Annotated in this window: 7 protein-coding genes; 5 read left to right on the plus strand and 2 right to left on the minus strand. The window is 53.2% G+C overall.

Annotated features, from left to right (window positions below):
* Positions 1-2 precede the first annotated feature (2 nt).
* The 4 genes from HG66A1_RS12735 (at position 3) to HG66A1_RS12750 (ending at position 18,874) form a co-directional block, all read left to right on the plus strand.
* The gene (locus HG66A1_RS12735; RefSeq protein WP_145184217.1) at positions 3-8,798 is read left to right on the plus strand and encodes a GH36-type glycosyl hydrolase domain-containing protein; all 8,796 of its coding nucleotides are present in this window, start codon (positions 3-5) and stop codon (positions 8,796-8,798) included.
* Positions 8,799-9,653: 855 nt separating this feature from the next.
* Complete coding sequence (locus HG66A1_RS12740; protein WP_197997126.1) at positions 9,654-12,875, plus strand: SHD1 domain-containing protein; 3,222 nt, start codon at positions 9,654-9,656, stop codon at positions 12,873-12,875.
* Positions 12,876-13,168: 293 nt separating this feature from the next.
* Positions 13,169-13,435, plus strand: coding sequence for a hypothetical protein (locus tag HG66A1_RS12745; RefSeq protein ID WP_145184223.1), 267 nt, complete (start codon positions 13,169-13,171; stop codon positions 13,433-13,435).
* A gap of 303 nt (positions 13,436-13,738) precedes the next feature.
* Complete coding sequence (locus tag HG66A1_RS12750; protein ID WP_145184226.1) at positions 13,739-18,874, plus strand: PVC-type heme-binding CxxCH protein; 5,136 nt, start codon at positions 13,739-13,741, stop codon at positions 18,872-18,874.
* Positions 18,875-19,734: 860 nt separating this feature from the next.
* On the opposite strand, the gene HG66A1_RS12755 is transcribed toward HG66A1_RS12750, so the two are convergent.
* Positions 19,735-20,988 carry a carbohydrate porin gene (locus tag HG66A1_RS12755; RefSeq protein ID WP_197997127.1) on the minus strand — a complete coding sequence of 418 codons (1,254 nt, stop codon included), beginning with the start codon at positions 20,986-20,988 and terminating at the stop codon, positions 19,735-19,737.
* A 136-nt stretch (positions 20,989-21,124) separates the two neighbouring features.
* Complete coding sequence (locus HG66A1_RS12760; protein ID WP_145184231.1) at positions 21,125-22,042, minus strand: alpha/beta hydrolase; 918 nt, start codon at positions 22,040-22,042, stop codon at positions 21,125-21,127.
* A 497-nt stretch (positions 22,043-22,539) separates the two neighbouring features.
* Between HG66A1_RS12760 and HG66A1_RS12765 the strand changes: the two genes are divergently transcribed.
* Complete coding sequence (locus HG66A1_RS12765; RefSeq protein WP_232102204.1) at positions 22,540-23,988, plus strand: MFS transporter; 1,449 nt, start codon at positions 22,540-22,542, stop codon at positions 23,986-23,988.
* Positions 23,989-24,000 lie beyond the last annotated feature (12 nt).

The following is a 24,000-nucleotide window of genomic DNA, read 5'->3' on the forward strand; positions in this document are numbered from 1 at the left end:
TAATGCATGTTCCAGATCTCTGGCAAAAACTGTATCGGTTGATTTTCTTCTGGCAGTTTCGCCAGCAGGAACCTCCACTTTTTCATCCCGTCGACGAGACGCCGCTTCGCGCCGAACTCTTCAGTATTGACCAGCTCGAACGTCATGCGAAACTCATTGCCGGATTACACACACTGGCATCCGGCAGAGCACGAGACGAACTGCTACCACGGCTTGATGAGAATCATCGTATCTTAAATGAAACGTACGATCTGGTTACAGCCGCCGCCGATCAAAATCGCCGGATCGAACCAGCGGCTGAATGGCTCCTCGATAATTTCTATCTGATCGAAGAGCAGATTCGTGCCATCCGACGTCTGCTGCCCCCCTCTTACAGCCGGGAATTGCCGCGTCTGTCCAGTGGCACTGCTGTCAGCTTTCCCCGGATTTATGCGATTGCCCTCGAATTGATTTCTCACGTCGATGGTCGAATTGACGCCGACAGTCTTACCAGCTTCATTGAGTCGTATCAATCAGTCGAGACACTCAAGCTTGGTGAATTATGGGCATTACCTTTGATGCTGCGTCTGGCTCTGATCGAAAATCTTCGACGCGTTTCTGTACGGATTGCTTCTGCCCGGGGTGACCGGGATCTGGCAAATGACTGGGCGGACCGTATGGTGAAAGTCGTGGAGCAGAAACCGACGGACCTGGTCCTGGTTTTAGCAGATATGGCACGCACCAACCCGCCTCTCTCTGGAGCATTCCTGGCAGAGTTAACGCGGCACCTGCAGGGACAGAATCCGAATTTTGCTTTCGCCAACAGCTGGCTCGAACATCGTCTGGCCGATCAATTGTTAACGATCGAGCAAGTCGTGCATGCCGAGGGACAGGCTCAGGCAGCCGACCAGGTCTCAATCGGTAACAGTATTAACAGCTTACGATTTCTCAACTCCAATGACTGGCGCCGGTTTGTTGAAAAAAACAGCCTGGTGGAGCAGACACTGGCCAGTGACCCGTCTCATATTTATTCAAACATGAATTTTGCGACGCGCGATCGTTACAGGCGAACAGTTGAAGAGATCGCCCGTCGCAGTCGGTTAACGGAATGCGATGTTGCCCGCCAGGCAGTTCGACTGGCTGAGAAGCATGCAATCGCGCAATCCGAAGAACGGGCAGCCCACGTCGGTTATTATCTGATCGATCACGGCCGCCCGATTTTAGAATCTTTAGTCGAAATGCGTCTGACACCTGCAGCGATGTGGGGCAAATTACATCGAAAAGCACCACTGATCAGTTACCTGTCAATAACGAGCCTGGTCACCCTTTCTCTCTCATTACTTTACATGTTGAAGGCCGATCAACTCAATGTGAGCTGGCAGTGGCTACTGGTATTGACGATCCCCGTTCTGATCTGCGCCTCCCAGTTAGGGGTGAGCCTGGTCAACTGGTTGTCGATGCAACTGCTCCGCCCACAATCGTTGCCCCGCATGGACTTTGAACGGGGAATTCCCCCCGAGCAGCGCACTCTGGTAGCCGTGCCCACAATGCTGACGAGTGTAGCGAGTGTGGAACATTTACTGGAGGGGCTGGAATTACGCTATCTGGCCAACCGCGATCCCTCTTTGCACTATGCTCTGATCACCGATTTCGTTGATGCTGATCTGGAATCTCTGCCTGCTGATGCGCATCTTATCAATCTGATGAGAGAAGGTATGCAGCGTCTGCAGAAAAGATACGCACATGATCGTTCCGATATCTTTTATCTCTTTCACCGTTCACGAAAGTGGAATGCCCAGGAAGGGGTCTGGATGGGGCAGGAACGTAAACGCGGTAAGCTGGCTGACTTGAATGCGACATTGCGCGGTGGTGAAAACTGTTTTTCTGAAGTCGTCGGCAATATTGAAATTCTACAAACCGTGCAGTACGTCATTACGCTTGATACCGATACGCAGCTGCCTCGTGACGCCGCACGCTTGATGATTGGCACACTGGCGCATCGGCTGAATCATCCTGTGTATGACGTTCAGAAATCGCGTGTGGTTGACGGGCATACGATTCTTCAACCACGGGTTGGGGTGAGCCTGAATAGAGCGCAACAGTCTCGATTCGTCCAGTTGTATGCCGGTGAAGCGGGAATTGATCCCTACACGCGGGTCGTATCGGATGTTTATCAGGATCTGTTCGGGGAAGGTTCATTTATCGGGAAAGGAATTTACGAGGTGGATTCCTTTGAGCGGTGTTGCAGTAACTTCCCGGAAAATGCGATCCTGAGCCATGATCTGATTGAGGGAGCTTACTGTCGTTCCGCGCTGGTCAGCGATGTAACTTTATATGAAGAGTATCCCTCGCGTTATCTATCGGACATCGGACGCCGGCACCGTTGGATTCGTGGTGACTGGCAGATCGCCGGCTGGCTGCTTCCCCGGGTTCGAAATCGTGCAGGTCAGTCTGTAAGGAATCCGATCTCTGCCCTTTCCTGGTGGAAGATCTTTGATAATCTGCGTCGCAGCCTGGTTTCGCTGACCATGTTGAGTTTATTGCTCGTGACCTGGTTCATACTACCTGCGATGGCGGCAAGTACAATGCTGTTCATCGCCTGTGTTGTTTTCCTGCCCACAATGCTGGACTTTGTCACTACGCTGTTTCACAAACCGGTCGACTTACCGTTTCGCATGCATGCGCGAGAGACACTGCAGGCGACGGGGCGACCGTTGGGACAGAATATTCTGACTCTCGTCTTTTTACCCTTTGAAGCATATATTTGCGTTGACGCTATCACTCGTACGCTGGTACGCATCAACTGGACAAAACGCCGGCTTCTCGAATGGAAAACGGCCAGTGACTCTGAACGCGGAAATACGGGCAGTCTGAGCAACACCATTTACCAGATGCTGGTCGCCCCCGGGATAGCCGCCAGTTCGGCATTGCTACTGTATATCAAAGATCCGGTTATCTTCCCCTGGGCAGCCCCCTGGCTGGCGGCCTGGTTTGTATCACCAGTTGTTGCCTGGTGGCTCAGCCGACCGATTATCAGGCGAGAAATTCATTTTTCAGAATCAGAACAACACTTTCTGGAAAAACTATCCCGCAAAACCTGGCGCTACTTTGAGGAATATGTCACTAAAGAAGATCACTGGCTGCCACCAGACAATATTCAGCAGAATCCTGATCTGGTAATTGCAACGCGTACCAGCCCAACGAATATTGGTATGGCATTACTCTCTAACCTGTCCGCCTATGACTTTGGCTATTGTTCTGCAGCTCAGTTTCTCACTCGTACCAGAAATACCCTTAAGACTCTTGATGAGTTGGAACGCCATCACGGGCATTTTTATAACTGGTATGACACACGATCGCTGAAACCATTGCATCCGCAATATATCTCCATGGTCGACAGCGGTAATTTAGCAGCGAATCTGCTGATACTCAGGAGTGGATGCCAGGAATTGAGTGAGGCGAGTATTCTGCCCCGGCGTATGTTCGCGGGGTTGAGTGACACACTTCGCGTTTTATGCGATGTAGCACGTCGTCTCGACGGAAAGCTCGTTGATGCCGTCTTTCATCGCAAAATTGAGAGGCAGCTTGAAATACTGGATCAGGCACCTGTCACACTACAGGCGGCACATGAACTGCTGGCTGATCTGGAAATGGAAGCAGCCGAACTGTCTGAAGCTGCAGACTGTGATGAGGAACTTGCCTGGTGGGCGCGTGCATATGAGCGATCGTGTCAGGATCATCGAGCTGACCTGTTGCATCTGGCAGTCTGGCTCACTCTCCCTGAGGCTCCTGACGGATTGTTCCAGTCCCAGTCTGATGATCAAAGTGTGGTAGTCGATCCATTAGCTTTTGCGCTGCAGCACCTCGACAACACGATTGGACTGCGCGACGTCGCTAAACTGCAATCCACGGTCGTCCCTCTGATCCAGGCCGTGATTAAAAAGTCAAGTCCCGAGTACAGCGACTGGCTTATCCAGTTAGGTGCATCATTAAGCATTGCTGCCGGGCGTTCCGCTGCCAGAATCCGGGGTTTTGAGGAACTGGCGCTACAAAGTCACGACCTCGCTGATATGGATTTTGGCTTACTGTATGATAAGTCGCGTGACTTATTTGCTATTGGTTATAACGTCAGTGAACGACGACTTGATCCCGGTTTCTATGATCTGCTCGCCTCGGAAGCGCGTCTGGCCAGTTTTATCGTCATCGCTCAAGGACATTTCGGCCAGGAACACTGGTTTGCATTGGGGCGTCTGCTGACCAGTGCAGGAAGTCAGCCTGCGCTTCTGAGCTGGAGCGGCTCGATGTTCGAATATCTGATGCCGTTACTGGTCATGCCCAATTATGAGAACACCCTGCTCGATCGTACCTATCATGCCGTTGTGCGCCGACAAATCGAATATGGACGCAAGCTGAAAGTTCCCTGGGGAATATCCGAGTCTGGTTATAACACATTGGACCAGCATCGAATCTATCAGTATCGGGCGTTTGGTGTTCCCGGATTAGGGTTGAAGCGTGGTCTGGCTGAAGATCTCGTGATCGCCCCCTATGCCAGTGTGCTGGCTCTGATGGTCGATGCTAAAGCGGCTTGTGCTAATCTACAACAGTTGGAAGCAGATGGTCAGCTGGGAGCTTGTGGATTCTACGAGGCCATCGATTATACGCCATCAAGGCTACCTCCCGGCACAACAAGCGCCACAGTAAGACAATTCATGGCTCATCATGAAGGTATGAGCCTGCTGGCACTGGCGTATGTTCTGCTTGATAAACCAATGCAGCGTCGTTTTCTGTCTGACCCCATGTTACGGGCTGCAGATCAGCTGTTACAGGAACGGGTTCCCCGGGCCATCGCGCCGGTACTGCCACATAAAAGTGAAATACGGGACGCACCGCTTGCTTCACCCGAAGAAACGGGCAGCATGCGCGTGATTACCAACCCAGCCAGCGCAACCGTTGAAGCCCATTTGCTCTCCAACGGCAGTTATCACGTTACCGTCACAAGTGCAGGAGGAGGTTTCAGCAGATGGCATGATCTGGCAGTGACTCGCTGGCGCGAAGATGCGACCCGGGACAACTACGGGAGCTTCTGTTACCTGCGCGACGTAAGCAGTGGTTCGACCTGGTCTAATACCTGGCAGCCGATCACCGGTCCGGCCAAAGGATACGAAGCGATCTTTACACAGGCTCGAGCTGAATTTCGCCGTTCTGATGAAAAGATAGAAACGTATACCCAGATCAGTGTTTCGCCAGAGGATGACATCGAACTGCGGCGTATTACATTGACTAATCGTTCTGAGAAGCCGCGTAAGATCGAAGTGACCAGCTATGCGGAAGTCGTATTGGCGACACAACCCCAGGATGAGGCCCATCCGGCATTCAGCAATCTGTTTGTGCAGACGGAAATCGTTCAGCGCCACCAGGCCATTTATTGCACGCGACGTCCTCGTTCCCTCGAGGAACATCCCCCCTGGATGACACATATGATGACCGTCAGAGGTGTCACCACTGGAACGCCTTCTTACGAGACAGATCGGATGAAATTCATCGGTCGTCAGCGGACACTTGCATCGCCAGCCGCTTTAGATGACTTCGCTCCGCTTTCGAATAGTGCCGGACCTGTTCTTGATCCGATTGTGAGTATCCGGCAAACAGTATTATTAGCGCCCAGCGAAACGGTGCGCATCGATATTATAACTGGTGTCTCTGAGTCGCGGACAGGCGTTGAGGCCCTTTCCGAAAAGTACAGTGATCATAGTCTGGCCGACCGAGTGTTTGACCTTGCCTGGACCCATGGGCACATTCTACTGCAACAGCTGAGTGCTTCGGAAATGGATGCGCAGGTTTATGGCCGACTGGCCAGTTCAATCCTATATGCTTCCTCTCTCCGGCGTGCCAAAAAGAGCATTCTCAGTCTTAATCGGCAGGGGCAATCCGGTCTCTGGGCATACGGGATCTCGGGGGACCTGCCCATTGTTCTGGTCCGTATTCGCGCTCATGAAAAGATCGAGCTTGTCAGGCAGGCTGTAAAGGCACACGCTTACTGGCGACTGAAAGGACTGGCCGTCGATCTGGTCATCTGGAACGAAGATGATTCGGTATATCGACAAAGTCTGCAAGACGAAATCGCCGACCTGATTGCCGCCAGCCCTGAAGCAGGGTTTTGTGATAAACCGGGAGGCATCTTTATCCGCAGAGTCGAACAAATGTCAGAGGAAGACCGCATTTTATTGCAGTCAGTGGCACGCATCATTTTGTCAGACGACAGAGGTACTCTCCAGGATCAGGCCGAACGCTTCGTGCGAACTGAAGTCCCGATTCCTCATCTGGTTCCCATTCGGAGTTCCATCACACCACTGATTCCTGGAAGCCATCCGCAATATAATCTGGCCTATTTTAATGGTCTGGGCGGGTTCAGCCAGGACGGTCGCGAGTATGTAACCATTCTACCCGCTGGAAAAACAACGCCTGCTCCCTGGGTGAACGTGATTGCGAATTCGCAGTTGGGGACCGTTGTCTCGGAAGGAGGCAGTGCCTATACCTGGGCTGAAAACAGTCATGAATTCCGCCTGACTCCCTGGCATAATGACCCTGTGTCCGATCTCAGTGGCGAAGCCATTTATATCCGGGATGAGGAAACAGGGCATTTCTGGTCCCCTTCTCCACTTCCGGCGCGGGGACAGCATACTTATATAGCACGTCATGGTTTTGGTTACAGTATTTTTGATTATACCGAAGACGGATTGACAACAGAGCTGTGCGTTTATGTGGCAACCGATGCACCGGTCAAATTCTGTAAGCTTAAAATCACGAATCGCTCCGGACGCCCAAGACAACTCTCCGTGACGGGTTTCTGGGAACTGGTCCTGGGCGATTCACGCAGCAAAACGGCAATGCATATCTCGACAGAAAAAGATCCAATGAGCGATGCGATTCTGGCACGGAATGTCTATAGTCCGGAATTCAGTGATCGGGTTGCCTTTTTCAGCTGCAGTGAAACGAATCAGTCCTTTACTGGTGATCGTACTGAATTCCTGGGACGGAATGGAAATCTCAAGAAACCTCTCGCCATGCAGCGTGTGCGTCTCTCTGGTCGCGTGGGAGCAGGCTATGATCCCTGTGCAGCAATTCAGGCTCCGTTGCATCTGGCGGATGGTCAGGAACGGATTATCACATTCACAAGCGGTGCTGCTTGTGGAACCGCAGAGACGAAGACGCTGGCACAGAGGTACCGGACTGTGGAAAGTGCCCATCAGGCGATTGAAGGCGTGTGGGATTACTGGAGTCGAACACTGGGCGTCATCCATCTGGAAACTCCCGATCCGTCAGTCAATTTTCTGGCGAATGGCTGGCTCGTTTATCAGACCCTGGCCTGTCGCATGTGGGCCCGCTCTGGATTTTATCAATCGGGAGGCGCTTTCGGCTTTCGAGATCAACTGCAGGATGCGATGGCCCTGGTCTATTCCCAGCCACAACTCCTCAGAGAGCATCTGCTACGTGCCGCGGCACATCAGTTTCAGGAAGGAGATGTGCAACACTGGTGGCATCCTCCGGTGGGCCGAGGCGTGCGCACTCATTTCTCCGACGACTATCTATGGTTGCCCCTGGCAATCTGTCGCTACGTGAAAATCACAGGGGACACTGGAATTCTCACTGAAAGCGTACCTTTTCTCACTTCACGTCCCTTACGTGAGGACGAGGAGTCGAACTACGATTTGCCAGAAATCAGTGATGAGATCGGGACTCTATTTGAACACGGTACTCGTGCCATCGAGAACGGCTTGCGTTTCGGTGAGCATGGCTTGCCCCTGATGGGGTGTGGTGACTGGAACGATGGCATGAATCTGGTCGGCGCAGCAGGACAGGGAGAGAGTGTCTGGCTGGGCTTCTTTCTGTATCATGTTCTCGTCCAGTTTTCCGAGTTGGCACGAGATCAGGGAGAGGAAGCCCTTGCAGAGCGCTACACAGAGGAAGCAGGCCGTCTGCAAGACAATATCGAGCTGCACGGCTGGGATGGCAAATGGTACCGCCGCGCCTATTTTGATGATGGCACGCCGCTGGGATCGTCTTCAAATAAAGAATGTCAGATCGATGCCATCGCACAGAGCTGGTCGATCCTGTCTGGTGCCGGTTCGGAAAATCGAACGAAGGTTGCCATGCAAAGTGTGGATCGCCGACTGATTGACGACGACGATCGATTGATCCGGTTACTGGATCCTCCCTTTGACAAGTCAGAGCTCAACCCGGGATATATCAAAGGTTATGTTCCCGGTGTACGGGAAAATGGTGGTCAATACACGCACAGTGCCATCTGGACTGTCATGGCGACAGCTGCAATGGGAGACAGCAGGCGTGCCTGGGAGCTGTTTTCACTCATCAATCCAGTATCCCATGGATCGACACCGGATGAGATTTCAGTCTATCGCGTTGAACCGTACGTCGTAGCTGCAGACGTTTATGGAGTGGAACCCCATACCGGACGAGGTGGCTGGACGTGGTATACCGGATCTGCTGGCTGGATGTACCGCCTGATTGTGGAATCTCTGTTGGGGCTGGAACTGGAAGTGGATCAGTTGCGTATCACACCTTGCCTGCCTGCTGACTGGACCACTTTTAAAATGCATTATCGCTATCGCGAAACCTTCTATCATATCACCATTCACAACAACGGCTCCGACGCAGAAGCCAGCCTGATGACTCTGGATGGTATCGAGTTGCCAGACCTGATCATTCCCCTTGTCGACGACCATGAAGACCATGAAGTTGTTATTACGGCCATCGCAGGCAAGTATGACAGCAGTATTTATCTGAGTAAGTTCCACTAAAAATTCACAAAAGAGGGACTTTCTCTTCAGAAATTGATGGATCTTTCCCGAGTCAAATCAGGCACTTTAACGGTAGAGGAAGTATTAGTCCCTGCACTGTGCCACCCCAAAAAATCTTCCGATTCACCCTGTTACATCTGTACGCACGCTTATGCCGCCATATCTGGCAGGCTTCTTTTCATCTTCATGATTTCACTTAGATTATGTTGATATCGACCTTTCTCGGGAGATTGTATCAGGACAGTACCCTAATTAATTGTCTACCACTTTTCGCTGGTCCCCCCCCCAGCAACAACAAATAGACCAAAGGTACCTGCTCTCCACCAACCACAAAGTCTTCTAATCCGCAGGTCGGTGGTTCGAATCCACCCGGGCGTGCATATAAGCCCATAAACGATAAATGCTTATGGGCTTTTTGGGCTGCTGGTATTGTATCTGATGTACTCGATTCAATTGAAAGTCATCAGTTCTTCAAACGCGACGCGCTGACAGTGCTCCTGGTCTCTCTGAATCTCTTGATGCGGGCTTGAAGCTCCCTATGTGAGCAGCCGTTTCGGAAACGGAACCTATCTCTATCGCCCTCTTGCGTACTGCGTCATTCAAATCGAATCTGGCACATTCTCCGAACGTGTTTTCAGAGGAAAATTCTAATTCTGCGATTCGTTGATGTGCTGTGATCAGCCCCCCCAACGCTTACGACATTGTTAGGCGTTTCAAATTAAGCGGAGAATATTCAAAAAATATTCCAGTCTGTTGCACACGATTTCCCGGGGTGTCGCCAAAGAGGGTGAAGCCATCTCCGAGTGCCTGAAAATCAGGAAAACAGTTATGCAGAATCAGTTTACGAGGAATCTCATGTTCAAAATCAGCATTACCTGCTTGTTGTTACTCAGTTTTCTGACCAGTCAGGGTTCCGCTGCGGATCGGATCTGGACCAGTGCCGATGGCAGGCAGAGGGTCAGAGCGGAGTTCGCTGGCCTGAAGGGAGATCAGGTGCAACTGAAGATTACCGGGGGGCTGATTGTGAGCCTCCCGCTGACTCAGTTCAGCCAGCGTGATCAGAAATATATCCAGCGGACTGCTTCAACCGATACACCGGATCAGACACCGAACTCTGAAACAAAAAAGATGGTGGTAGCGGACCAGGTTGACTCGGTCAAAACAGCGGACACTGAGACAAATAAGCAAGTGGCGGTTGCATCATCGGGAGATATGAAGCGGCTGGCGAATGATGATATCGGGAAGGCATCGAGGCTGCTGGGGGAGAAATTCAATCTCATGCTGGTGAATGGACTGCCGGTGATCCACCAGGAACACTTCCTGGAGTTGGAAAATATTGGTTCCGCTACCGAGCGGCATCAGCGTCATCAGGCTGCGGTGCAGGCTCTGGCACGCGAACGGCAGAACTTCAGCAAGTTGCTGGAACGTGTTGCTTTGGGTGTGGATGAGAGTTGGGTCGAAGAATTTCTACCAAATTTTATTGCCAATCATTATCCCCGACAGGTTGTGGAATCGGTGTTGAATTTCAAATATCAGACAGGGGGGGCGGTTGGTATCTGGAAAGGTGATAACGAATTTGAAAGACGGGCTGCACAACAGAAGTTCGAACGCGAGTATGGGGAGAGTCTGTCCGAGTTAGCGATCAAAGGGCCGTTTCGGATCTGTTTTATTTCCAAAGCACGATTATCGCCTTATGACTTTACCCGCAAGGGACTGTCGGTAAAAGCACTGGCGCACGGGGGAACGCCTGTGGTCCCTGGTGTCGAATGGAAGACAACATTTCCCACACTGCCTTCGAGTGGCGGATTTCGAAGGTCACTCAATGTTGCCGGTTCTCCGGTAGCCGGAACATCGTTCTGGAAAGTCGGTCCGGATATCGTCAACAGATTACCGAGCAGAACGAAAAAAAGTTTTATCGGAGGCGCGGTGACAGAGCGCTGGGCGTTTATTGCGACTGTGGTGACGTTTCGAAGTGCACCGTTACTGGAACCCGCTGATCGTCAAATGCCGGCCATTTTTGGAACGGTAGACTCCGTTGAACTGTTTGCAGATCCCACTTTGCGAAAGCCACTGCACAGCTTTCCTCTGAAACGCTATCCCACGGCTGTGCTGGTAGGTGGCGTGGAAGCTGTGAGCGAATCGTCGCAAGCAGTGATTCCCCTGGATGAATTTGCCGTAGCCGGTCTGATTGCCCGGAATCAGGGGCTGAAACTTAAAGACGAATCCTGGACCCGGATCTGGCAGCAGGTGAGTAAGAAAGATCAGCAGGCCGTTTTAAAGACGCGAGAAAAACTAAACTCGTACACCGATCTCAATTTCAGTATTCCCAGCATGATCAGCACGCAGCGGGCTTCAGCGGACTTGAATCAGCGGGTCAGTTCTGCCAGTCAGGAAGTGTCTCGACTGCGCTCGGAGATTCAGGGCCTGATGTCTCCGTCTCGACAGCCATTCTTTCCCCCTTTTGCAGGAACATTTGGTGCCACGTGGGATCAGGACCGTGAATCGATCTCAGCGGCGCAGCGGCAGCAGTTGTCCGACTGGCTGGCCGGTCGAACAGAAGCCGCGGGTGATCTGTATCGACTGAATTTCAAAGTGGTCCTCGATCCCCGGACAGATGAACCGCGACTGGAAGACATGTCATTGACTCAACAACAGGCTGAACTGCGTGCAGCGGGCGAACAGCCATCACATCTGATTTCCCTGTATGAGAATCGAGCATTTGATGAGCGCGGTGAACTTGAGCTGCGGGGGACAGAAACAGGACTCTTCCAGCGTGCGGGACAGGAGTATAAGCCCTATCAATTTCTGTTGAATCTGGGATGCGATACGAAAACTCTGATGAGATTCCTGCCGGAAGAGGCTGTGAAAAAGGCATTGGCTGAGAGAGGCGATGAAATTCGCATCGCGGTTACACTGGATGTCCGGGTTCAACAATTAAGGAGCCTGAATACAGATACGGGAAAACAAGGTGGGTATGCGACTGTGATTCTCGATTCGTTGCCCATTCATATTTCTGTTGGCGAAAAAGACAAGGCTCCTTTGTACGAGGGGCCCCTGCAGATGGCAGCGTTACAGAAGCTGGCAGCGCACCAGCCTGAAAAAGCGATTCCCGTTCAGTCGAAAGAGAATGAAAAAGCGTTTGCTTTAAGTCCCCAGGGGATGCTGCCGCTGATTGCTTCTGTTGCACCAGAGTTTCTGGAGGATCCGGAGCAACTGGATCAACTGATGGTGATGCGCTGGCGTTTTGAAAATGTTCCCATGTTCGATGTCAAACCTGATCAGGTTCGGTTCTTCGACAAAGGCTCACAGACTCTTCCCTCTCGTGATGTCCGCGCAGCGAAAGCGGAGAAGTTTAAAGCCTGGGTGAAACGCTGGACCGAATCGGTTCCGGACCAGTTCACGATGCAATTCGATGACTTCCGATTTCAGGGGCTGGATAAAGATCGCCCCAGTCCAGCGTTGTTTTCTAACAGCTTTATCCCCTGGAGTGGTGGTGGGAATGTGAATGATTATGGGCATATGATGTATGGGTTGAAGCATCCGGATACGATTCAACCAGCGATGGCTGCTGAGAAAGTACAGGAATTATTAGACCTGTTTGCGATCGCACCACGGGATCTTTTGATGGATCAGATCTATGCTGTTCCTGATCAGGAAGGTCGCAATTTTAAGGCAGCGTTTCCCAATCCTCAGGCAATTCCCGGTCTGGCAATGGATCGTCCTGCAGAACCGATTTTTCCCCTGCTGCGTTTCGATAAAGAGATCTGGCCAGCTGAGAATGCCAGACTGGAACAAACTGCTCACAAACCGCGGTTAGAGATCACAGCCAAGGTGGCTTCATTCAAGCTGGTGGAGGAATTACCTCGACATCCCTGGGTAGAGGGCTTGAGCCGATTTCACAGCAGAGAATATCCCTCAGATCGGATTATCGATAAAGGAAAGTATGCCATCATGGAAGTGAAACTGAAGTCCGCCCGACTGGTTGACCCTGCGACGGGGAAAACGGTTCTCCCCCTTGAATTAAAAGAGTATCGTGCAGTTGATCTGAAAGCATTGGATCAGCAAAACGAACAATAGGCGGCCGTATGATGATGTCAGGGATTGAGTTTAGTTTGAAACCTGTCTGCCACTGTATGTAACAGGTACTGTCCCCTCGAATCATGACTCGTTCGACAGGTTATCCTCAAACGCTGATCTGTCTTTAGTTCTGATCCGTAGATTAGTGGTTCGAATCCACCCGGGCGTGCTTTTGATGGCGATTCACTGTAAAGGTGAATCGCTTTTTTTATTGGCTGTTGCTTCCGAGCCGGTTTTCAATAGAGTGAATATCAAGTGGCTACCAGAACCCAATTACAGAGAGTTATTGAGACATGATTCATTTCGTGAGCTGTGAAGTTCTAAGCATTGATGGTGATGATGCTTTGCTCGAAATTAAATACCGGATTGATGCCGGGCAGGAAATCCATTCATATCAGGTAAAGCAGGATTTTTCCGTCGAAGATGGTTTTGTTTACATTGGGACGACTGAAGTTATCCAAGGTCAGCGGCCAGGATGGGCGGAATATGCATCAGATCACGATCTGATACACGATACCCTGCAAGATGACTATGATGAAAGAAGCGGACTGTTTTCGTAACCGAAACAAATGAGACATGTGCCTTTGGAGGGGCGTACTGCTGGCATAAAAAGGATGGAAAGAGAACAGGTGCTTCTCCGCCTCTTTTTCCAGCAGCTGGTGTCTGGTGAGAATCCAGCGAAGTTCTGCATATTCACTTCCTGCTCCCCGTTCGAAAGTTCACGTCTTTTCCGGGCCCGTTTCTTATCATGAAAAGCCACCAAAGGCTGGCGTCTGCCTTGGGTTACCACTACACTGGTGGTACTACCAAATTTTCACACCCCCCTCTTCTGACGCTCTTTTAATACGGATGATGCTAGAACCATGAAACGATTCTCCCACCGCTGTGCCGTATCTTCTTTGAAATCTGCAGGCTGGGCTGTTGCCCTGTGTCTGTCGCTGTTTGTGACCAGCTTTGCCAGTGCGGGGCCTCTGGTTTATGAAGGGACCGAGGGACCTGGTAAAGGGAAGCATATTGTCTTCCTGGCCGGCGATCATGAGTATCGCTCGGAAGAATCGCTGCCCGAACTCGCCCGGATCCTGGCGAAGCGGCATGGGTTCAAGTGCACGGTGCTGTTTAACATCGATCCCGAGACCGGCGAGATCGTCGCCGGCAATTCGAATATTCCCGGAATGGAAGCCCTCAAGACGGCGGATCTGGCAGTCGTCTTTCTGCGGTTTCAGAATCTGCCCAAGGAACAGATGCAGCATCTCGATGACTATCTGAAACGGGGTGGCCCGGTGGTTGGGATGCGGACCGCCACGCATGCCTTTAACATGCCCGAGTCGGCACCGTTCTCGAAATATTCATACCAGAGCAAAGACAAAGACTACGAAAAAGGGTTTGGTCACCAGGTACTGGGACAGACCTGGGTCGGACACTATGGAACCAATCACAAGCAGAGCACGCGCATCACTATCATCGACGATAAGAAACAGCACCCGATTCTGCGGGGCGTGAAAGATATCTGGGTGCAGGCCGGCGGTTATGTCGGTAAGCCGATCGATGGTGAAGTACTCACGATGGCGCAGCCGCTGAACGGGATGCAGCCCGACTCCCCTGCCGACGAAACCAAACCTCCCATGCCTTCCGAATGGACGCGTACCTACACTTCGGCTTCCGGGAAAAAAGGACGCGTCTTTACGACCCTGTATGGAACGCCTGAGGATCTGCTGAACGACGGTTATCGCCGGATGCTGGTGAATGCCTGCTACTGGGCACTGGGGATGGAAGACGCGATCAAGGCGGATGCGAATGTGGATTTCGTCGGCCCGTTCGAACCGAATACCTTCGGTTTTGGAACCTACGCACACGGGATCAAGCCGGAAGCCTATGCCGGGTTCAAGAGCCCCATTCCGGCGAACCACAACACCAAGCGAACGGACACTCCCCAAAAGGGAGGGAAAAAAGCAGCGCCGAAAAAAAAGGACAACAAGTCGGCCAGTAAGTCGAAAGAGCCGACCGCGTCCCTGGCGACTGGTAAGCCGGCCCGCTTTGTGCGCATTGAACTCCCCGGCGACAAGCGGATTCTGACCCTGGCGGAAGTGGAAGTCATCAGCGGCGGAAAAAATGTTGCCAAGGGAGCGAAAGCCACCCAGTCGAGCACGATGGGATCGGCGGTCGCCGCCAAGGCTTTGGACGGTAACAAGAGTGCGGACTGGGGCAAAGGCGGACAGACACATACTTCGAACTCGGGTTCTAAAAATCCCTGGTGGGAAGTCGATCTGGGCCGTGCGGTTGATGTAGACAAAGTGGCGATCTGGAACCGGGAAGGTTATGAAGGACGCCTGGAAGACTTTACCCTGACGCTGCTGGATGCAGATCGGAAAGAAGTGTTTCGGCTGACAAAGGTCCCTGCCCCGTTCTCCATGGAAATTGACGTCAAGAACAAGGGCAAGCTGGAATACCTGACCCACAACGGAAAAGCGGGTGTGCCTTATAAGTCGACTTCGAAGTCGGTCGGTGCGGAATCAGGGAGTCAGGTTGAAGATCCGACGCTGGTGGAAGTGCCGGCCGATTATCGTGATCCGATTCCCTTTAAATTTCAGGAAGGCGATGTCGTCGCGATCCTCGGTAATGGTCTGCCCGATCGGATGCAGCATGATGGGTGGCTTGAAACCCTGCTGCAGAGTGAACTGCAGGGTAAGAAAGTCCGTTTTCGCAACATGAGCGTGAGTGGTGACCAGGTGGATTCGTTTCCGCGGAGTAAAGGTGCCGCGACGACCACTGAGATGTTACGGCATGTGAAAGCCGACGTCGTCCTGGCATTCTTCGGTTATAACGAATCCTTTCAGGGCGTGAAAAAAGCGGGCGACTATCAGAAACGACTGGTCGATTTCGTAAGAAAGACACGCGGTTCCAAGGCGAATGGCAAATCGTTCCCGCGGATCGTGCTGTTCAGCCCCATCGCCCATGAAGATACCGGCAACAAAAATGTGCCGGATGGGAAAGCACACAACGTTCAGCTGGAAGCTTACACGCGAGCTACAGAAGCAGCGGCCCGGGAAGCAGGCGTCGCGTATGTCGATCTGTTTCACCCTTCCCAGCAGATGTTCCAGGAGTCGAGCACACCACTGACGATTAACGGAATCCATCTGACCGAAGAGGGCAACAAGCAGCTGGCGGAGATTATCTCCTCTGCCCTGTTTGGGCACCAGGTGACCGCGTCTCAGACGATGGAACCGCTGCGGTCTGCCGTGCTGGATAAGAATTACAAATGGAACAACCGCTTTCGTGCCCGTGACGGGAACGATGTGTGGGGCGGTCGTTCGATTCTCAAGTTTACTGACGACCAGACCAACGCCGAAGTGCTGCAGCACGAACTGTCGATGCTGGACGTGATGGCGAACAATCGCGATCCCCTGATCTGGGCGAAAGCCAAAGGGGAAGACTACCAGGTTGACGACAGCAACGTGCCTGCCCCTGTGAAAGTGATTTCGAATGTCGGTGGCGGCAGTAAGAGCTCAAGTGCGGTCAAAGAGGGGAACCTCAACTACATCAGTGGTCAGGAAGCGATTGAGCACATGGCGCTGGCTGACGGATTTGAAGTCAGTCTGTTTGCGGATGAAAAACAGTTCCCCGAACTGGTCAACCCCGTGCAGATTCAGTTCGATACCAAGGGACGTCTGTGGGCGGCTGTCTGGCCGACCTATCCCAAGTGGGAACCATTGAAAGAGATGAACGATGCCCTGTTGATCGTGCACGATGATGACAACGACGGCAAGGCGGATCGCGTGACCGAGTTTGCCCGCATTCAGAATCCGCTGGGTTTTGAATTCTGGAACGGAGGCGTGCTGGTCGCGTCTGCACCGGAAATTGTGTTCCTCAAGGATACTGATGGAGATGATGTGGCCGATGTGCGGACCGTGATGCTGCAGGGCCTCGATTCCTCGGACACCCATCATGCGGCCAATAACCTGATTTACGGTCCCGATGGCGCCATCTACTGGCAAAGTGGCGTGTTCATGGTACATAACCACGAACATCCCTGGGGCCCTTCGCTGCAGGCCAGTGAGTCAGCCATGTATCGTTTCGATCCACGGCGGTTCACGATTTCGATGCACGCGATCAATTCCCCCAACCCGCACGGAATTTCGTTCGATTACTGGGGCTATCATTATGCGACCGATGGCACCGGCGGACGGGCTTACCAGGTCCGGCCGGAAAAAGGCGGGTTCAAAATGCACGAACTGCTCAAGAAAGAAGTCCGTCCTGTGACGGCCAGTGAAGTGGTCAGCAGTGCGCACTTCCCCGAATCCATGCAGGGTGACTTCCTGATCTGTAACGTGATCGGGTTCCTGGGTATCAAGCACTACGATCTGGCCCGTAACGCCACCGATGGTACCGTGTGGGGTGAACCGGCGGGCGATGATCTGACCGTGATGCGTTTAAACGCGGACGGATCGAAAACGGAAGATAAATCCAGGGGGCTGATGATGAGCGGGGATAAGAATTTCCGTCCCGCTGATGCCATTTTTGCTCCCGATGGTTCGCTGTACTTCTGCGACTGGCACAACGTGATCATCGGACATATGCAGCACAACGTTCGCGACCCCAATCGCGATCATCAGCATGGTCGTATTTACCGGATGACCGCCAAGGGGCGTCCGCTGCAGAAACCGGTGGCCATCGATGGCGAGCCGATTCCTGCCCTGCTGGAAAATCTGAAATCGCCGATTGACGGCATTCGTCATCGGACCCGCGTCGAATTGAGCGAACGCGATACCGATGCCGTGATTGCCGCGACGGAAGAATGGATCAAGCAGTTTGATCCCAATAAGAAGGAAGACGCACATCACCTGCTGGAAGCACTCTGGTTGCATCAGCAGCACAATGTCCGGAACCTGGAACTGCTGGGGCTGCTGCTCAAGTCGCCCGAGCCACATGCCCGCATCGCCGCGAATACGGTGAAGCATCTCTGGTTCAACGTGGAAGGCACGATGCGTGGTGGTGTGATTGCCGAAACGGAAGAAGCCGAGACCAAGAAGTCGGGTATTCTGAGCGATACACCCGAGCTGACAACGATTCGCATCGGGACAGTCCGTGAGCGGATGCGTTACGATGTGACGAAGTTGACCGTCAAACCGGGCAAGAAGGTAAAGCTGACGTTTGCGAACCCGGATTTCATGCCGCATAACATCATGCTGGTGAATCCCGGTAAAGCCGACGAAGTCGGACTGGCAGCCATTGCCCTGGGGGCCAGCGGGTTTTCTGTGGGCTTTATTCCTGAGAGCAAAGAGATTCTCTGGCACAGCCAGCTGGTGGATCATGGTCAGGAAGAGGTGATTGAATTTGTCGCTCCGACCCAGGAAGGGGCTTATCCTTATATCTGCTCGTTCCCCGGTCACCACCTGCTGATGCGGGGCACCATGTATGTGACCAACGATCTCAAAGCGTATCTGGCGAAGAACCCGGAGAAAGAGAAGAAGATTACCAAGTGGAAACTGGCCGATCTGACCCAGGACCTGAAACGGGTCGGGCAGCATCGCAACTTCTCGCGGGGACAGGAGATTTTCACCAAGCTGGCCTGTGCCCAGTGCCATAAGGTCAATGAGCACAGCCACACGCTGGGCAAGAACCTGGCGATTGGCCCGAATCTGGATGAGGTCGTGAAGAAGCACAAACACGACCCTAAAGCGGTTCTGGCTGAAATTCTGGAGCCTTCGCGGAAGATCGAAGATAAGTACCGTACGGTGCTGTTCGTGCTGGATGACGGTCAGACCATCAACGGGAACATCGTTACCGAAGATGACAAATCGGTCACGATCCTGACCGGGCCTCCCCAGGTGAAACAGAAGAAGGTGTCGAAGGATTCGATTGAATTCCAGCGGACTTCTCCCATTTCAATTATGCCCGCCGACCTGCTGAATACGCTGGACAAAGAGGAGATTCTGGATCTGCTCGCGTTCGTGCTGTCCGGCGGGAATGCGAAGTCGGATGCGTTTCATCATCACCATTAAGAGTGGTGTCGATCGACTTCAGGTGATCAATTTGTTTTCGCAATAGAACATGGCAGCCGGGGCATTTTTCCCGGCTGCTGTTTCTATTTTGCGGGCGGTTTCTGTCTGGCTGATCATCAGTGGCTTTTGAACTGATTTGATTCGGCGCTGCTTTCGTTCTTCAATTGCGCAGTTGATACCCAGGTCGCTTCAACCGGGGCCCGGATTCCATTCTGCGCACCCTGCTCTCTTGAATACTCAAGCGTTCTGCATGTTCAGCTTGGGGGCTGAGAGCCGATGCTTAGAATGGTGCGCTGTTCCGCCGGGGGCCTGTAACGGGGGCTCGGTAGCGTTTCTTCAGTTGCACGGTTGATACCGAAGTTGTTTCAACCGGGGCTAACGCACTACGGCTAAGGCGAAAATTGCCCATGATTACCATTTTAGCGCTACAGCTCTTACAGAACAGTATAGACGATTACCGGCGGCTGACGCCTTGCCGGTCATTTATGTGTGTTGGGGATTATTGTGTGGATCGGCGTGGGGAGGTCAAGTGGAATCTGGGGGTTGAGGTCCTGTTGAAATCTTTTGAGTTCAGGCTGAATGTGCTGCGAAATGCTCTGAATGTGCTCCGAAAGCATTTGAAAATGTACGAGACAGTGAGAACCGGTGATGAATGTTTGGGTGAAAAGTTGGTGAAAATCGACGGCGATTCAGGTGCAGCCGTGTCACTGGTGCCTTGTGTTCCAGTGCTCGCATCATCCGCCTCGCGCGCGAAGCACAATTGCACAAGAATACGGTTCGGGAAGTGGGAATCAAGGGGAGTTTATGCAGTGAAGAGAACTGAACGGCACAGCTGGTTATCCGGAAGCGGTGTAATGTGTTCAGAGATCGAGTTGAAACCGCAGGCCGGCGACGAAGGCGTCGGGATAGATGCCGGAAGGAGTGGTGATGTACTGCAGATCGGGCTGGATACTGAGTGCGTCGTTGATCTGTGCTTTGTAGAAGACTTCGACCATGATTTCACTGTCGGTGCCCCCCTGGTCGAGGTCGACCCACCCTGCTCCGGCGCCGGTGACATCCTGGTCCCGACCGCGGATCAGACCGGTATAAGCGAGCCCGGCCAGGGCATCATGCGGGATCAGAGGGAAAGGAGAACGTCCATAGGTGCTGGTGGGAAAATGCTGAGCAAAGATGGTCAGGCCCTGAGGCTGGTCGTCCGTGCTGCCTGCTTCGCGGAACAGGAGCTGCTCAATCTGTACGTAATAGCCGAAGGCGCGGGGAATCGTACCGGCGGGAACCGAACCGGTGGTCTGGTAGGTAGCACCAGCGGTGAATTTCCCGGGCAGCTGTCGAAACGGGCTTTGATAGCGATATTCAAATTCGCCGATGAACAGTGCCGAGTTGTTATCGGAAAAGAGCCCGTTCGCATTACTGCGATACGCGTCCCAGCCTCCGACTCTGAGACTGAGATCGGAGTTGACTTCGGTCATAAATACGATAGCGGGACTGGGCGCAGGGAACGAAGGCAGACCCGCCGAGGGGGAGAGACCAAAGGCAGAGTTGATGAAATCGCTGGCGGCATCGATTGCCAGGAAGAGGTTACTGATATCCTGTTTGCCGACGCGCATCGTCACACCGGAATCGTAGAGGCCGACCTCCCACCAGAGTTCACTGATCTGCGCGATGTTGTCGAACGAGTCAATACTGCTGATGATCTGTGTGGCGCCGACATACTCATCCAGGCCGCGACCGTGGGTGTTCTGGAACAGGATCGAAGCACGTCCCGGGATGTCGAGCTTCATTTTTTCAAAATCGAGATCAACGGTGAGGTCGAGCAGACCTTCGTACTGAGTTGAACCGTTGGTGGCGATACCGCCGTGGGCATTGGTGAAGACTTCACCGTAATAGACGGGGGAGACAGCGATGCCGCTATCGGATTTGAACCAGTCAGGGATCAGTGTCGGATCGTCAGGAGACGTATTGCTGGAGGGAGCCACTATGCTAGCGGGTTCAACGGGGAGACAGTCGATTTGTTCTGTCAGACTCTCTTCTGCGCAGGGCTGACTGCAGACTGCCTGGGGGGCAGACAGAACCAGGATCAGAAATATCAGCGGGACGACAGAATTCAGCCGCAACGTTACGCTCCCCATTCACGCTGCGTGAGAATATTCAGACCGGAAAACAGCGCGCAATACTCTTATTTTCGGCAGAATTGACGCGGTGATCCAGTCTGGGGGAATAGTCAAACTAAGGAGAGAATGACGGCATGTTTCAATTGGATTGCAGGGCTTTCTGCCCTGTTTGGGGTTGTGTGGCCAGGTGTTTTCGCAGGAAGGCTTCAACGAGTTGCATCCGCTGTGCATCAAAAAACTGAGGACCACCATGAGCGCCGCCGTGAATGACTTCGAAAGTGACATCCAGATCGTGCTGCTTGTATTTGCCGTGCAGTTCGTGGGACTGGTTGATGGGGACCTGCGGGTCCTGATCTCCGTGAATCATGAGCAGCGGCGGATCTTGCTCGTCTACGTGAAAGACGGGGCTGGCGAGACGGGCGAGTTCGGGCATGTTTTCCGGGCGGTCACCCAGCAGGAGTTGCAGCGCGGGGACGCGGACACTCAAACCATGCGGCGTGGACTGGGGGAGGATTGTCATGAAGTTGGTGGGACCATAGTAGTCGACGATGGCATCGACGCGGGAGGATTCCTGATCGAAGTCGCCGAGGTCCCCTTCCAACTGCGGGTGTCCGTTGGTGACACCCATCAGGGCGACCAGGTGTCCTCCAGCCGAAGAACCGAGAATGCCGATTTTGGTGGCGTCGTAGCCGTACTTCTCTGCAGAGCCGCGCAGGAAGCGAATGGCGGCTTTAATATCGTGGATCTGGGCCGGGAAGCGCGCGACCGGGGAGAGACGGTAATCGACGCTGGCGACGGCGAAGCCCTGCTGGACCAGTGCAGCGAGGGGCATGTGGTCTTTGGAGCCGGCCCGCCAGGCGCCGCCATGGATCCAGACCAGGAGCGGCGGTTGCGAGACTCCCTCGGGGAGGTAGAGGTCAAGCTGCAGGCGGTGTCCGTCTGCGGTCGCGTACTGGATGTCATTGATCCGCTGAATCGATTCCACGGCGAAACTCCTGTCGGGGGATACAAACAGCATCAGGGCCAGCATGAGTCCGGCCCGGTAGAAAGGTCGCATAAGTGCCTCTTTCTCAGCTTGATTATCGGGGCGATCCCGGAGGTTTCCGGATGTGTCCATTGTATACCTTAGGGACGGGGAATGACAGGTTGGAAGTCGGCTGGGCCGGGGGGGAGAGGGACGATCTGGATTTCCCCCTTTTCCCCGTCGATCCGATCTGTAGAATTCCTGTTACGGGGTGGGACTGATGCTGGTAACCACGCTAATCTGGCCTGGATTGAGGATTTGTGAATAACTGTGAAATCCGAAAAAATCTCGGTCGCAAAGAATTCAGGGGAGTGCTATGATCCGCTGCCTGCCTGTGGATCGACAGCGCCACTCAAACACAAGCGATTTTCTCACCCTGGGGGTCGTGCCTGCACTCCAAAATCCCCTTTGCGAATGGTTTATCCGTGTAAAGGAAACCCCGATGCAGGATTCCGCTGTGAGTTCAACAGGCAAGCGTCTCCCGGTGGGAGTGCGTTTCGACGCGAATTTTTTTCAAGGATAGATGTACCGTGTGGTCTCTAAAAACAGCACAGCGGGCGCTGATCGCCGCCGGCTGTATGGCGATGATTTACACCCAGTTTACGATGTCACCCGCGACGATTGAGTTCGCACGTTCGCTGGGAGCGACCGGGTTACACATCGGGATTCTGGGTGCCCTGCCGACGTTGATGCTGTTTTTCCAGTTCCTGGCAGCGATTGTCGCCAATCACCTGGAATACCGCCGCTGGCTCTGGTTGCCGATTTCGATTCTGCAGCGTTTGATTCTGGTGCCTGTGGCGCTGGTTCCCTGGCTGCTGCCCTCCCTGTCTGATACGGCCTGGCTCTGGTGGCTGATCGTGCTGACCGCGGTCAACCACGCGCTGATTCACTTTACTACGCCGCTCTGGCTGTCGTGGCTGGGAGATTATCTGCCGCACAAGGGGCTCAATCATTATTGGGGCTACCGCCAGGTCTGGATGTACTGGACCGGGGCGATTTCGCTGCTGGGCGGTGCGATTTTTCTGGCAGAGAGTGGCCTGGATATCAAGTACGGGTTTGCCTGGCTGGTTGGCGTCGGATCGATTTTTGGTGTGTTCGATATTCTGTTCTACATGAAGATCGAAGAGCCGCCTGTGGCGAAGGTCAAAGAGCCGAAGCTGAAAAAGGTGCTGATGACGCCTTTTCTGGATCCGAATTTCCGATCTTATATTTCGTTCACCTGTTTCTGGCATTTTGCCGCGATGCTGGGCGCTCCCTTCATCAGCTATTACCTGCTGGAATACACTGGCATGGACGTGTTCCGGTTGCTGTTGCTCTGGACGTGTGCATGGCTCGGAGGCGCGATCTTTTCCAAGCGACTGGGGTCGATGGCCGATCATTATGGAAACCGGCCGGTACTGATTCTGTGTACGGCGTTCAAATCGACCAACATGATCGGGCTGCTGTTTCTTCCGAAAGATCCGACGCTGGCGTTCTGGATTATGGTGCCGGTGTTTATCATCGATTCACTGCTGAATGCGGGGATTGCGATCGCCAATAACGGCTTCATGCTCAAGAATTCTCCTTCCGAAAACCGGACGATGTATATCGCTGCGGGAACCGCCCTGGCGGGACTGGTGGGCGGTATTACTTCGATTCTGGCGGGGGCGTTTCTGGTGATGTCCTCAGGCTGGAGCGTGACGATTCTGGGAAAAGAGTTCAATAATTTTCACCTGATTTTCTTCATCAGTCTGCTGATGCGGCTGGTCGCAGCTTTCTATGCCCGCTCGGTTCGCGAACCGGATTCGCACTGGACGGCTCAGGTGATTATGAAGCTGGTAGGCGTGACGCCGTTCCGGATGATGCGGTTTCCCGTGGGTCTGTATCGTTCCTTCAAGGCCGACGAATTAAAGGGGATGTCGCCTAAGGAAAAACGGAAACAGAGCCGTCTGGAGAAAGCGAAGCAGACCCAGAACGCGGGCAGTGGTTCTGTGGATTAGATAGAGAGATCC

Origin of the sequence: Gimesia chilikensis, from assembly GCF_007744075.1 — a bacterium.
Lineage (GTDB): Bacteria > Planctomycetota > Planctomycetia > Planctomycetales > Planctomycetaceae > Gimesia > Gimesia chilikensis_A.

Bases quoted from the DNA above. Each gene is read 5' to 3' on its own strand.
- HG66A1_RS12735 (WP_145184217.1), top strand. From the start codon at position 3: ATGCATGTTCCAGATCTCTGGCAAAAACTGTATCGGTTGATTTTCTTC.
- HG66A1_RS12740 (WP_197997126.1), top strand. From the start codon at position 9,654: ATGTTCAAAATCAGCATTACCTGCTTGTTGTTACTCAGTTTTCTGACC.
- HG66A1_RS12745 (WP_145184223.1), top strand. From the start codon at position 13,169: ATGATTCATTTCGTGAGCTGTGAAGTTCTAAGCATTGATGGTGATGAT.
- HG66A1_RS12750 (WP_145184226.1), top strand. From the start codon at position 13,739: ATGAAACGATTCTCCCACCGCTGTGCCGTATCTTCTTTGAAATCTGCA.
- HG66A1_RS12760 (WP_145184231.1), bottom strand. From the start codon at position 22,042: ATGCGACCTTTCTACCGGGCCGGACTCATGCTGGCCCTGATGCTGTTT.